The organism is Streptomyces sp. NPDC054794, assembly GCF_053611585.1.
The window spans coordinates 162,118-174,408 of the sequence record NZ_JBSHAQ010000010.1 but is presented as its reverse complement, the minus strand read 5'-3'; the positions used below and the strand labels follow the sequence as shown (position 1 = coordinate 174,408).

The window sequence follows — 12,291 nt, the reverse complement described above, 5'->3', positions numbered from 1 at the left end:
CGAACGGGACATCGGCCGTCTGGGGCCAAGGGCGGGGTTTCACACGTTGCAGAGGGGGCTTCGTGGTCTTCAATTTGGTGTCGCTGGTCCTGTCCATCGTCGCCGTGGTGGCATCCACGTGGGGAATCTCCCGCCAAGTGGCGCGTGCCAGAGCAGACAGCGATTTGTCCATGACCACCGAGCTGCTGCTCACCCATGTCAGGGACGCTGCTTTCCAGCAGGACCAGTTGTGGGTGCTGAGCGAGCTTCCGCACGAGTACGGCCCTGAGAACGGGATCGAGGGGTTGCCCTATCCAGCCAACTACCGCCTGTGGAACGTCGGCATCGTCTATGAATCAGTGGCGATCATGCTGCGATTCGATCTCACCAACCCCGTCATCCTGCTCAGCCTCGCGCAACACCGTCTGATCAAGACCTGGGAGACGATGCAGCCCTACATCGAGGCCGAACGCGCCAAGCGCGGCCGTGTCGTCTTCCCCTTCTTCGAAGACGCCTACGTCTTTGCCAAAGAGGTCGACGCCAACGTCCTCTACCGGGAGATCGCGCTTCGGCATGCAGACGGATCCCTGCGTAGTGCGGTGCCCGGGGCAGCGGGACCAGGACGGCAATTCGCCCGGCAGTGGCGTCGTTGGGCAGGCCGACGCGAACCGCGCATGGCACGCGCCGTCCGGCGTCTTCGGACAATGGACCCTCGGCAGTGATCGGGACGATCTTCAGCGATCACGGTTCATCCGGCACGATCCACGGTGACGTTCAGCCGCGGAGGTTGCCGCCGAAGCCGTTTCGCCTCTGGCTCTCATTCCGGTGGCTGAAGCAGATCGCCGACATGGGTCGGGCCCGCCTCTGATCGCCTCGTCACCGGCTGACGGCCGCTCCGGAGCCGACGCACCGTGGTGGCGTCCTGGTAGCCGACCCGCTGTGCGATGTCTGCCACCGGCAACGCGGTGGTGGCTCGGAGGTGTTCCGCCCGCTCCGCCCGCAGCGACCTGATGAATGCGTAGGGAGACGTACTCAGTTGGTCCCGGACATGACGTTCCAGAGTGCGCCGGGTGACCCCGAGGGCCAGTGCCGCGTCGGCCACTCCGACGGGGCTGTGCAGATGCGCACGTACCCATGCTTCGAAGTCGCTGACCAACTGATCGTGCCCGTGGAGATAGTCGGCCACCGCCCCCGTGCTCGGTGTCGGCCGCTCGTCGATGAGCAGGGCACCCGCGGTCTCGGCGGCGAGCCGGGGGCTGACTCGCGCGACGATGCTGAGAGCCAGATCGATGTGCGCAAACGCCGCGCCCGCTGTGACGACGCTCCCGTCACGTATCACCATCCGCGACATGTCCAGGTGCACAGCGGGATAGCGACGCCGGAAGATATCGCGCAGCCACCATGTGGTGGTGGCCTGCCGCTGATCCAGCAGCCCCGCCTCGGCGAGAACAAAAGTTCCCGTGCAGGCCGCCGCAAGTGCGCCTCCACCGTCCGCCCAACGCCGCAGTGCCGTGCCCACAGCCCGGATGTCCTGCCTCATCAGGGCATCGACCATGGTCGCGGGACTCTGCGCGGCCAGCGCGGGAACAAGGATCAGGTCCAGGTCTTTGGTGGCCACACACTCGTCGATCGAACGGCCCGCGGGTATCAGCAGCCCGCCCGCCGTGCGGACCGCCTCGTCCGTCGCAGTGACAACCACGCACTCCAGCGCAGGGATGGTGGCATCGACGCGTGTCCGGGCAGCATCGGCCGTCCGCAGCACATCAAGCACAGCAGTCACTCCTGAGTCCCAGCATCCGCCGAGTGCCACCACACCGATCTTCATGTCGCAAACTCCCCTGCCTGCGTCGCATTCGGCACTACCGCCCTACCTACGGTGAACCACATGGCACCCACACAGCAGGCAGCCGGCGGCCCGCACACCGACACCGCCAAGGTACTGGTCGAACGGGACGGTCCCCTTCTGCGCATCGCGCTCAACCGGCCCGAAAAGGCCAATGCCCTCGACGCGGACATGATCACCGGTCTGTCCCATGCCCTGACCCGGCTCACGGACGACACTGCCCTGCGTGTCGCGGTCATCCACGGCAACGGCAAGCACTTCACCGGAGGACTCGATCTCGCTTCCCTCGCCCCGAGGCTGGCCGTCGGCGATGACGGCATCATCCCCGAGGGCGGACGCGATCCATGGGGCCTCTACCGGGAGCCCCCCACCAAGCCGGTCATCACGGCCGTCCACGGCCGCTGCTTCACCGCCGGCCTGGAACTCGCCCTCAACAGCGAAATATGCATCGCGGCGGACGACACGGTCTTCGGTCAGCAGGAGGTCACACGCGGCATCGTCGCACTTGGCGGGGCAACGATACGCCTGCCGCACCGCGCCGGCTGGGGCAACGCCATGCGCTACCTCCTCACCGGCGACCCGTTCGACGCCCAGGAAGCCTGGCGCATGGGCATCGTGCAGGAAGTGGTACCGGCAGGCCACGAACTGGACCGCGCCCTGGAGTTGGCGCACCGTATCGCCGCCCAGGCCCCGCTTGCCGTGCAGGCCACCCTGGCCGACGCGCGCAGTGTGCTGGCACCGCACATCGCGGCTTCTGCCGCCGGCCTGCGCAACGACGTGGGCCCACGACTGTTCGCGACGGCCGATGCCGCTGAAGGCATTGCCTCCTTGATCGAGCGGCGGGTTCCCACTTACGAGGGCATCTGACAGTGCCGCGACAGGCCCATCAACCGGACGCAGCGGGTCGCTGCGCCGACCACGCAGAAGCCGAGGATCTCATGCACACACTCATAGGGGACCAGCCGCGACACTACGAGCGGTTGAGTCTCATTCCAGGTGTCATCCAGCCCTGGGAAGAGGGACTACGTACTGACCCCGCAGCCGGAACGTTCGAATGGTGGTACTGCGACGCCCACCTGGAGGACGGCTCCACACTGACGGTGGAGTTCCACACCAAGCCTCCCTTCATCTCACCCAAGTCCCCCCTCACACCCTTCGTCCTGCTCACACTCACCCGCCCCGACGGCATGAGGACAGACAAGACCTGCACCGCGGAGCCCAGTGCGTTCTCCGCCTCCTCCGAGCGCTGCGACGTCGTCATCGGTGGCAATACCTTCCGTGGAGAACAGGGCAAGTACCTCGTCCACGTCGAGATCGACGACATCGTCCTCGACCTGGAACTGACCGCGCAGGTACCGCCGTGGCGCCCAGCCACCGGCCACGCCTTCTTCGGCGCTCAGGAGCAGTACTACATCGCCTGGCTGCCTGTTGTGGCCCGGGGATCCGTGCTCGCCACGCTGACCGCCGATGGCACCACCCGAACCCTCACCGGCAGTGGGTACCACGACCACAACTGGGGCAACATCGCCCCGCGCAAGGTACTCGACCACTGGTACTGGGGCCGTGCCAGGATCGGCGCCTACACCGTCGTCACCCTCATGTTCGTAAGCCACGAGCAGTACGACAAGGCGAAGCTGCCCGCTGTACTGGTCGCTCACGACGACGAGATCCTGGTCTCCGCGGTCGGTGACGAAGCGGTCACGTTCACCGAGCGCGACGTCCGGGTCCATCCGACCACCCACGTCCCCGTCGGCGCTCACCTCGAATACCAGGTGGCGGACGACGCCCACACTTACACCGTTTCCTTCCAGCACGAGCAGGACACCTTCCTGCTCGACTTCGGCACGGCCGGCGCCTACCACAGGTTCCTGGGGACCGTGTCGTTGAGGCGCAGGGGAGCCGGCAGCACCGACACGCTCCAGGACCGGGCCCTTTGGGAGCTGTTGCACTTCGCACCCAAGAAGCCGACCGACGAGGCCGATCCACTGAGCGAATCGGGGCACATCCCGCCCATCGGACACCAGGCCTGAACATCGCCGTGAGGTTGGTCGGGTCGATCGTTCTTCCCCGGGAAGTGGTGAACACGTGTCCGCTGCGTTGCCACGAGGTGCCTGCGGCCTCCTGCTCGCGCTGCTGCTGTTCGCGGTAGCGCTTCAGTGACTTGAGGCAGGGGGTGGGGAGGGCGATGAGGCGTTCGGAGGCGCGGGTCTTGGTGGGGAGCGTGGTGAGCCCGCCGGTGCTGGTGCGTTCAAGTGTGCGGCGTATAGCGGCGGTGCCTGCGTCGAGGTAGAGGTCTTCCCCGTGCAGGCCGAGGAGTTCGCCCTTGCGGAGTCCGGTGGGACGGCGAGTTCGAACAGGGCGTGCAGCCGATGATTTTGTGCGCTGGTGAGGAGCTGGCGGGCTTCGTCGGCCGTGAGGGGTTCGAAGCGTCGGGGGCGGGGTGTGCCGGTGCGGACGTGGCGGGCGACGTTGCGGGGGATCTCTTCTTCGCGGACGGCGTGCTCCAGGGCGGACTTGAGGGCGGAGTGGATGTAGGTCAGCGTCAGTGGGAGGAGCAGCTTGGAGCAGCAGGTTCCGGCGGCGCGGCAACGGGGCTGAGCGGGCGGCGTCGATGCCTCGGGCACAGCATTGGCAGGTGGTGCGGAGCTGGTTGAGCCAGGTGCGCACGTCCTTGGCGGTGAGCTTGGTGAGCTTCTTCTTGCCGAGGCCGAGGCTGAGATAGCGGTTGACGCAGGCGGTGTAGCCCGGCGTGGGTGTTCTCGCGGAGCTGGTGGACGGCGACGGCCTCCAGCCAATCGGTCAGGTACGTGACCACGCTGCCATGCGTGGAGGGGATGGGGAGGCCCACGGTTGCTGGTGGCGATCTTCGCGGTGAGCTTGGCCAGGGCTTTCTTCCGGGCGGGGTCGACGCAGGTGGGCGGTGAAGCGGCGCCACAGCGGGCCATGCCCTGGGGGCACCGTCAGCAGCTCCGTCGCCCTGCTCGGCTCCTGGCTGTGTGCGGTAGCTCAGTGCTTGATCGTCAAGGTACGTCGTCGGAGAGCTTGCCGCTCAGTCGGACTGCCGAATCGAGTTTCCCCTCCATGATCAGTCTCTCGACGTCGGCTGGCGCAAGTCCCCAATCCTTCAGCGCCCGTGTCCACGCGCCAGGCGTTCTCCCCGTCGGCCTGTATCCGCATCCTCTTCCCGCTGCTGCGGCAGACGGTCCGGCTCCTGATTGCTGCCCGGTCATGACGAACACCTCAGGCAGGCGCGGACTTCGCGGCCGCTGCGTGTCTGGTGGATCTCCGTTGACTGGGCGAGGTACTGGACGATGCCGGTGCCGCGACCGTGTTCGTCGGGGGCGTCGCTGGGGTGATGGCGGTCCACGGCCAAGCCGAAGTCACTGACCACAATGTGCAGAGTGTCGTGCTCGAGTTCGAGCAGCAGGGTCATACGCTCGCGGCCGTACTGGGCCGCGTTGGCCGCGAGTTCGCCGACGATGAGAACGGCGGAGTCCCGCTCGCTCACGGGCACACTCCAGGTCTCCAGCAGATCGGCCGCGAAGTGACGAGCGGCGGAGACGTGCGCCTCCTGCGCTGGCAGCGTCAACAGCGCGTGGCCGCGGCAGGGCTGGTCGAGCAGTGAAGTCGGGCTGGGGGAATCGGTCACAAACATGGTCTTCTGGCTCTTCTGTGGATGTACGGAGACCGGAACGGAGTGCCTGCCGACGAGTTCGGGGGCGTTCGGTAGGCCGGATCCTGCATAGGCGTGCTCATTCAGTTCCACGGACGACGCATGCCGGACGGTTCGAGTTATTGGCACTTTCTGTCCGAATTTCTGGCCATTCATGTCTATGTCGGCGGCCTGGCTGGGCTCGGTCGCCTCTGCCAAGAGCTTGCTGCCGTCTCACCCATCAAGTCGGTTGAGGGCTGGGCCGGTTCGCCGGAGCCGGGGGCGAGGGTGACCAGAGCCCGGAAACCGTCCGCGCGCTGACGGGAAGGGTCAAAGCCCACGAGCGAGCTGCAGAACTGCCCTGGTGCCGACACGGACCCCCGATGACGGCTTGTGCAGGCGAAGCAGCCGTACTACGTGACTGGCCCCGCGATGTGTGGCACCACAACCGAGGCCGTCGCGCTCATCGGCCCGGTGCCCGGGTCGGACAGTCGTGCCGATCCCGGACTCGTGCGGTGTGGTGGCATCGGCCGACGCCGGTCATCACGATCATGCCTTTGCGGCCGATGTCGCGAGCAGATTCGCCCGTGATGGCCATCGGCTGGAGATCCTGGGCGGTCAGGCGCCTCCGTGCCATGACCACCCTGTCATCGCCTCACGCCCGCATGGTCACCAGCTTCTGACCGTTCCCTGCGAGGATCTCAAAGTGCTCGATGGCCCCCGGCGACAAGGCAACCGCCCCCGGGATCGTAGTGCCGGGAGGGTACTCGCCTGCGCGCCAGGAAGCGCCGTCCTTTCTGACCCCGCCGGGCCCGACCGCCTGCAGCCGGCAGGTGATTCCGGCGGGTGCCCCGCCGGCGGAGACCTGCAGGGTGCTGCCCCAGGCGGTGGGCGAGACCTTCACCGAGGCGGTGACGCCGGTGGTGGGATCGCTTCCGGAGAAGGTGCGCCAGGCGGCGGGCGCGGTCGGACCGGGCGGCGTCGCCTGACTGCCCACGGATCCGACGGTGGCCAACCAGGTGCCGCCGACCGCTGCCGCGATGAGCGTCAGCGAGGCAGCGGCGCCGGCCAGTTGCAGACGCCAGGTTCGGCGGCGCCGGGCCACGGCCTGCTGGAGCAGCTTCTCCAGTACTCCCTCTTCCGGCGCCTTGGGCACCGCAGGCGCGGCGGGCCGCTCAGGCAGAGAGGCCTGCGCGCTCTCGGCTGCCCGTGCCACCAGCCGGTCGGCCGCGTCGCCGTCGGCCGTCGGCACCGTCTGGCCCGAGGCTTCGGCTTCGGTCACCGTCGCCAGCAGCGCGGGCAATCCTGCCAGCTGGGTGTGTTCGGCCCGGCATTCGGCGCATTCTTCGAGATGGAGGCGCACGCGTTCCATTTCCGCCGAAGGCAGAGTGCCCAGGACGTATGCTCCGAGCGCCAGCCGGAGGGCGTCGTGTTCCGCGTTCATGGTCGCCACCTCCTGCCCGCAACGGTCATGGCGTGATCCCCCGTTCCTGCAGCGCCAGTCGCAGGGCGTGCAGGGCGTAGTACGTGCGCGACTTCACGGTGCCCAGTGGGATGCCCAGCTCCTGTGCGGCCTCCGTCATGGTCTTGCCCCGGTAGTAGGTCTCCAGCAGGACGGCGCGGTGGTCCGGGGACAGTGACCGGACGGCGTCGGCGACCGCCCAGCTCTGCAGTGCCTGCTCGATCTCGTCTTCGCCCGGTTTCTGCTCGGCGGCTCGCTCCAGCGCATCGCCGCCGACCTCTGTCGGCCTGGCCTGCCGGGCCCGGTGGGCGTCGATGACCAGGTGCCGGGCGACCGTGCACAGCCATGCCCGGGCCGGGCCGCGTGCGGGGTCGAACGCGGCGGGATGCTGCCACGCTCGCAGCAGTGTTTCCTGCACCACGTCCTCCGCCCATTGCCGATCTCCTGAGGTCAGTCGCAGCGCGTAGTGGAGTAGGGCTCCTGCGTGATCCGTGTACAGAGTGCGCAGCAGTTCCTCGTCTGCGTTCGAAAGGGTCCCTTCACCAGAGACACGGTGCACGGAGCGATCCGGATCGGTCCGTGGACCACGTTTTCGGGAACCCCAGGGCATAAGTCGATCATCGCGCATATGTACTGCTTTGTCCTGTAACCCGCGGCATGGCCCAGGTGACACTCCGCGAGCGGTGTCGCGGGCCCGCGTCCCCGTCAAGCCTCAGGGCGCCATCAGGGCCAGCCTCGGACACCGCCAGGGTCAATCGTGCGCAGCGCCCGGGGGAGGTCAGCTGATCTGCGGCGATACCAAGAAGTCCCACAAAAGTGCAGATCTGCCGAACCGTGGGACCCCTGCCATCCGTGGAGCCGGACAAGAGCCCAATTCGGGGCAATTCCTCAGCGAATCCCATTCAGTGAAGGATGGATCAGAGGTGACCCACATCCACCACGCGAGGCATACGTTCCCGCCGCCGACCACGCTCCGCCGCCCCCGTACATCGAGGTCGGCGCCACCGCGCAGCGCCGGCCCGTGCCCAGCCCACATCGCGACGACGGTGCTACGCACACAGCGATCGAGGGCTGCGCAACCACCGGGGGAGATCTCCATTCGGACCGGTGTGCGCACCATCCGTACGGGGCGACACCGACCTGCTGCCCCGAGTCACTCGCGGCTCCCCGCGCGACGAACTGCCGTATGCCGCCTGCGTCTTCGCGGTGCGCATGGGTGGGTGCGCGGCGCGGGACACGTCGAGCCGAGTGGTCGGCACGGGGTGATATCCATGCCCGCTCGCCGGGTCCGCGCGGGCCATGCCCCCCTGAACAAGGCATCCACCACACATCCCTGCGGTTGCGTGCGCCCGGTCGGCGCAGTTCCCGTCTCCGCCTGAGCCGTGAGGAACGGACACCATGTATGTGAACTTTCGCCTGCCAGGTCGGCGATCACGCGGCGCGGCCGGGCTTGCTGTCGTCACCATAGCCACCGCCGGCGCGCTGGGGCTCCTCAGCTCATGCGGCCCGGCCTCGCATGCCTCGTCCACCGCGGCCGACGCCATCACACCCGGTCCGGAGCAGCACCAGATGGCAGGGATGCCCGGTGATACGGGGCCGGGAAACAGGGAGGGCACCGCTCTCGGCGCCTCGCCGATGCCCAGCAGGGCCATGCCCATGAGTCCCTCAAGCACACGGGCGGCGGATGTGCCGGTGAGCGGGAACACCGTGGCGATCAAGAACTTCGCATTCTCCCCGGCCACGCTGAAGGTGAAAGCGGGCACGACGGTGACCTGGACCAACCAGGACAGCGACGCCCACACCGTCACCAGCGCCGGATCGGGCGGCCCCTTGCATTCGGCTGCCCTGGCCACCCACGCCACCTACAGCTACACGTTCACCAAGCCCGGCACCTACGCCTACCTCTGCACCATCCATCCGTTCATGACCGCCACCGTGGAGGTGACCTGATGTCCGACTACTACGACAGTCACGACGCGCTCCCGGCCGACGACACCGGCCAGCCCCAAACCGAGCACGGTATGACTCGACGTCAACTCATGCGGCACGCGGGATGGTTCGGCGGTGCGGTGGTGCTGACCGTGGCCGGCGGAGAGGTGATCAGTCACATCGCGGACTCCCGGGACCTCAATGCCGGGACCGCCGCCGCAGCCGCCGGGGCCGCCGCAGAGGCAAGCGGAGCGCTGCGGTTCGTGCAGGTCTCGGACAGCCATATCGGGTTCCAGGGCCCGGCGAACATGGACGTGGCCGGCTCGTTCACCGAAGCGATCAACCAGGTCAACTCACTCGGATTCAGGCCGGACTTCGTCATGCACAGCGGCGACCTGACCCACCTTTCCACGGCCGGGCAGTTCGACCAGGTCAAGCAGATGATGACCGGAATGAAGACGGACCGCGTCTTCACCGTACCGGGCGAGCACGACTCCATCGGCGATGCGGGCCGCGCCTACCGGCGGACCTTCGGCATGGGCACGCTCGGCGATGGCTGGTACAGCTTCGACACCCATGGCGTGCACTTCATCGCCCTGGTCAACACCCTGAGCCTGGAGAAGCTCGGCCACCTCGGCAACGCGCAGATCGACTTCGTGCGCAAGGACCTCGCCGGGCTGTCGTCGGACACCCCCATCGTGGTCTTCAGCCACATCCCGCTGTTCGCCATGTACCCGAAGTGGGGCTGGAGCACGGACGACGCCCTCAAGGTCATCGCCCTCCTGCGCCGCTTCTCCTCCGTCACCTGCCTCAACGGGCATGTCCACCAGCTGTTCACCAAGACCGACGGCAACATCACCTTCCACTCCGCCACCACCACGGCCTACCCCCTGCCCAAGCCGGGCCGGGCCCCCGCCCCCACCCCCCAGGTCGTGCCTGCCCGGCAGCTCAAAGACGCACTCGGCATCCGCAGCGTCGGATACCGCCAAGGCGACCGCGAACTGGCCATCAAGGACCAGAGACTGGCATGAGCACCCAAAGACTCCTCGCCCCCGCCTTGCGGTCGGCGACCGCCGCAACCCTCGCCGCCAGCGGATACATCCACGCCCAGCTCTACGCCGACGGGTACCGCTCCATCCACATCATCGGCCCCCTGTTCCTGCTCCAGGCCAGCGCGTCCCTCGCCCTCGCTGCCCTGTTGCTGTTCGGGACACCACCCCTGCTGCAGAGGATCGCCGCGGCAGGCGTTGCGCTCGGCGCTCTCGGCGGCTTCACCGCTTCGCGCACCGTAGGCGTTTTCGGATTCACCGAGCACGGTCTGCAGCCAGCACCGCAAGCCGCCCTCAGCGTCCTCGCCGAAACGGGCACGCTCCTGCTCCTCGCCATCTGGCAGGTGACTGTGACCAGACAACACCGCGCGGTCCGACCACCCTTCAGTACACCCACCCGGGACCGGGCGCGCCTCAAACGGGGGTCGCCCAGCTGCTGACGTCCTTCAACCGCTGGGAGCCAGAGGGCCGGTGCACGCTGTACGCGCATGCCTGGTTCAGTTCCACGCGACCGCGGCTACTCGATGTCACGACATTGTCAGTGTTTGAAGGAGTCCTTGGACCTCTCTTTCGCGCCCCGCATCTTGCCCCGCGCTTCGAGAGCGGCACCCTTTGCCGCGAGGGTGTCCTTGTGCACCGCGTGAGCCATCTTCCGCACGATCTTCCCTACAACCTGCTCGGCCTCTGCTTTGGCCTTCTCTCCGGTACTCATCTCAGCACCTCCGCACTCAGGGGCCGAGTGCCCTTGAGGCAGGGGGGAAACCCTGTGAGCGGATCGTCGGGCGGCAACGCTGGGCACACCAGCCGATACTCCCGGTGAACACCTACTTCGCCGCCCGGCCTCCGGTCCTCACATCCCGGCCATACCGCCACCAGTGAGGCCCGGAGCCAGCTCCGGGACCCAGAAGACGGCGACGGCCAGGGCGATCGATACGATCCCCACGGCACGGGCCACAAGGTGGCCGGCCGGAGCCAGCTTCTCGGCGGTGATCACGCCGGTCAGGATCACCATGGCCCACAGGTTCATCACGCCGAACGCCGCCAGCAGCACCATCAGCGACCAACAGCAGCCCAGGCAGAACGACCCGTGGTGGGCTCCGGCACGCAGATCGCGCGAGGGTCCCGGGTACGAGCCGTAGCGCAGCATCATCCCGATCGGCGAGCGGCACCTAGCCAGGCAGCGGTCTTTGAGGGGCGTGAGCTGGTAGACGCCGTTGAGGGCGAAGATGGCCGCGGCCACTGCGGTCCCCGCTACGGAGGGAAGTCCGGCAGCCCGGCCCAGCCCGGCGGCCAGCGCGTAAGCCGGCAGCCCGGCCGCGGCCCAGACAAGCAGGTAGGCGATGGTGAAAACGACCATGCGCGGCGCCCGGTGCACCGTGATGGTGCGTGCGTACAGCGCGGCGACGGGCGCCGTGGCGGGCAGCATCATCGCAGCGATCATCAGCGTCCACACGGCCAGGAAAGCGGGCAGGGCCAGGCCCATGGTGCCAGGCATCCCCGGCATGCTGCCGCGGCGCGTCACCAACCAGACCCAGGCGGCGGCCGCCGCGACCAGCAGCAGTCCGGCGGGGCCGGCCGTGCGGCGGACCGTGACCAGCCGACTGGTCACGTGGACCACGTAAAGGGCGCAGAGTGTCCATTGCCGCCGGAGAAGTCCCAGGACCTGCCGTACACGCCGTCGCCCGTCGCCCGGATGGACCTCGCAATGGTCAGCGTGCTGTTCACCGGGTGGAACATGCCGGTCAGGCCCATGACCGGGCCGTCCTCGCCGAACTGCGGGGCAACCTGGTCCTCGATCTCGATGTCGATGGCATCGCCCACCCGCACCGCGTGATGGCGGCCGTCATCGCGGTAGTCGATGGGGACGCGCTCCACGCCGAGGACCTCGCCGATGAGCGGAGTGAGCGCCGCCATCGGCCCGCCGGCTTGGCCGGAGAAGACCTTGCCCAGCGCCTCGGCCTGGCCGTCGTCGGCCGAAGCGTCGACGTACAGCGCCACCTGCCAGCCGCCGTCGGCCATCACCCGGGGCGCGTCGATGAAGACGGCGACGCTGCGGTCGGAGACGTCCACGCCGTCCACGTTCCCGCTGTCCACGTGGAACGCGAAGGTCACCTGGCAGCGCTCGTGGTCGGCCGGTGCGGTGAGGCCCGAGGTGGTGCAGGGGCACACCACATCGCAGTTGCAGCTCTCCAGATACGTGCCGCTCAGATTCCAGGGCATGGCTCTTCGCCTCCCTCTTCTACGTCCCCCTCGCTGAAGGGAGTGCATCGGGAGAGTCCGTTCCGTCCCGGTGCCGCTCCTGTCCAGGCTATTCCCGATGACCCCCGTCGCGCAGATCCGCTGCCGGCAGCGCTCACCGTCCTATCGAGCGGAAGGC

General features: G+C 67.9%; 14 protein-coding genes and 1 pseudogene. 7 read left to right on the top strand and 8 right to left on the bottom strand.

The window, feature by feature from the left end:
- Positions 1-62 precede the first annotated feature (62 nt).
- Positions 63-701, top strand: coding sequence for a hypothetical protein (locus ACWGKT_RS13530; RefSeq protein ID WP_453273696.1), 639 nt, complete (start codon positions 63-65; stop codon positions 699-701).
- A 95-nt stretch (positions 702-796) separates the two neighbouring features.
- Here ACWGKT_RS13530 and ACWGKT_RS13525 read toward each other — a convergent pair whose 3' ends face one another.
- Positions 797-1,804 carry a GlxA family transcriptional regulator gene (locus tag ACWGKT_RS13525; protein WP_453273695.1) on the bottom strand — a complete coding sequence of 336 codons (1,008 nt, stop codon included), beginning with the start codon at positions 1,802-1,804 and terminating at the stop codon, positions 797-799.
- A gap of 60 nt (positions 1,805-1,864) precedes the next feature.
- Between ACWGKT_RS13525 and ACWGKT_RS13520 the strand changes: the two genes are divergently transcribed.
- Complete coding sequence (locus ACWGKT_RS13520) at positions 1,865-2,689, top strand: crotonase/enoyl-CoA hydratase family protein (RefSeq protein WP_453273694.1); 825 nt, start codon at positions 1,865-1,867, stop codon at positions 2,687-2,689.
- A gap of 71 nt (positions 2,690-2,760) precedes the next feature.
- The gene (locus ACWGKT_RS13515) at positions 2,761-3,852 is read left to right on the top strand and encodes a lipocalin-like domain-containing protein (protein WP_453273693.1); all 1,092 of its coding nucleotides are present in this window, start codon (positions 2,761-2,763) and stop codon (positions 3,850-3,852) included.
- Here the strand turns inward: ACWGKT_RS13515 and ACWGKT_RS13510 are convergent.
- The 4 genes and pseudogenes from ACWGKT_RS13510 to ACWGKT_RS13495 form a co-directional block, all read right to left on the bottom strand.
- Positions 3,782-4,719, bottom strand: a pseudogene (locus ACWGKT_RS13510) (tyrosine-type recombinase/integrase); the annotation flags it as partial. The gene ACWGKT_RS13515 and the pseudogene ACWGKT_RS13510 overlap by 71 nt on opposite strands.
- A gap of 329 nt (positions 4,720-5,048) precedes the next feature.
- Positions 5,049-5,693, bottom strand: coding sequence for an ATP-binding protein (locus ACWGKT_RS13505; RefSeq protein WP_453273692.1), 645 nt, complete (start codon positions 5,691-5,693; stop codon positions 5,049-5,051).
- 436 nt (positions 5,694-6,129) lie between these two features.
- The gene (locus ACWGKT_RS13500) at positions 6,130-6,918 is read right to left on the bottom strand and encodes a zf-HC2 domain-containing protein (protein ID WP_453273691.1); all 789 of its coding nucleotides are present in this window, start codon (positions 6,916-6,918) and stop codon (positions 6,130-6,132) included.
- 25 nt (positions 6,919-6,943) lie between these two features.
- Positions 6,944-7,546, bottom strand: coding sequence for a sigma-70 family RNA polymerase sigma factor (locus ACWGKT_RS13495; RefSeq protein WP_453273690.1), 603 nt, complete (start codon positions 7,544-7,546; stop codon positions 6,944-6,946).
- A 497-nt stretch (positions 7,547-8,043) separates the two neighbouring features.
- Between ACWGKT_RS13495 and ACWGKT_RS13490 the strand changes: the two genes are divergently transcribed.
- From ACWGKT_RS13490 to ACWGKT_RS13475, 4 genes are all read left to right on the top strand, one after another.
- A complete protein-coding gene (locus tag ACWGKT_RS13490; protein ID WP_453273689.1) occupies positions 8,044-8,202 on the top strand; it encodes a hypothetical protein in 159 nt (52 codons plus the stop codon).
- A gap of 369 nt (positions 8,203-8,571) precedes the next feature.
- Positions 8,572-8,886, top strand: coding sequence for a cupredoxin domain-containing protein (locus ACWGKT_RS13485; RefSeq protein WP_453273732.1), 315 nt, complete (start codon positions 8,572-8,574; stop codon positions 8,884-8,886).
- Positions 8,886-9,896: a metallophosphoesterase family protein gene (locus ACWGKT_RS13480; protein WP_453273688.1), complete on the top strand. Its 1,011-nt coding sequence runs from the start codon at positions 8,886-8,888 to the stop codon at positions 9,894-9,896. Before ACWGKT_RS13485 ends, ACWGKT_RS13480 begins: the two co-directional genes overlap by 1 nt.
- Complete coding sequence (locus tag ACWGKT_RS13475) at positions 9,893-10,354, top strand: hypothetical protein (protein ID WP_453273687.1); 462 nt, start codon at positions 9,893-9,895, stop codon at positions 10,352-10,354. Before ACWGKT_RS13480 ends, ACWGKT_RS13475 begins: the two co-directional genes overlap by 4 nt.
- A gap of 98 nt (positions 10,355-10,452) precedes the next feature.
- On the opposite strand, the gene ACWGKT_RS13470 is transcribed toward ACWGKT_RS13475, so the two are convergent.
- The 3 genes from ACWGKT_RS13470 to ACWGKT_RS13460 all read right to left on the bottom strand — a co-directional run bounded on the left by ACWGKT_RS13470 (position 10,453) and on the right by ACWGKT_RS13460 (position 12,134).
- Positions 10,453-10,626, bottom strand: coding sequence for a hypothetical protein (locus tag ACWGKT_RS13470; protein ID WP_356152829.1), 174 nt, complete (start codon positions 10,624-10,626; stop codon positions 10,453-10,455).
- A 138-nt stretch (positions 10,627-10,764) separates the two neighbouring features.
- Positions 10,765-11,523, bottom strand: coding sequence for a DUF2182 domain-containing protein (locus ACWGKT_RS13465; protein WP_356152827.1), 759 nt, complete (start codon positions 11,521-11,523; stop codon positions 10,765-10,767).
- Positions 11,520-12,134: a DUF1326 domain-containing protein gene (locus tag ACWGKT_RS13460; RefSeq protein ID WP_453273686.1), complete on the bottom strand. Its 615-nt coding sequence runs from the start codon at positions 12,132-12,134 to the stop codon at positions 11,520-11,522. The genes ACWGKT_RS13465 and ACWGKT_RS13460 overlap by 4 nt, the downstream gene beginning before the upstream one ends.
- Between the last annotated feature and the right edge of the window lie 157 nt (positions 12,135-12,291).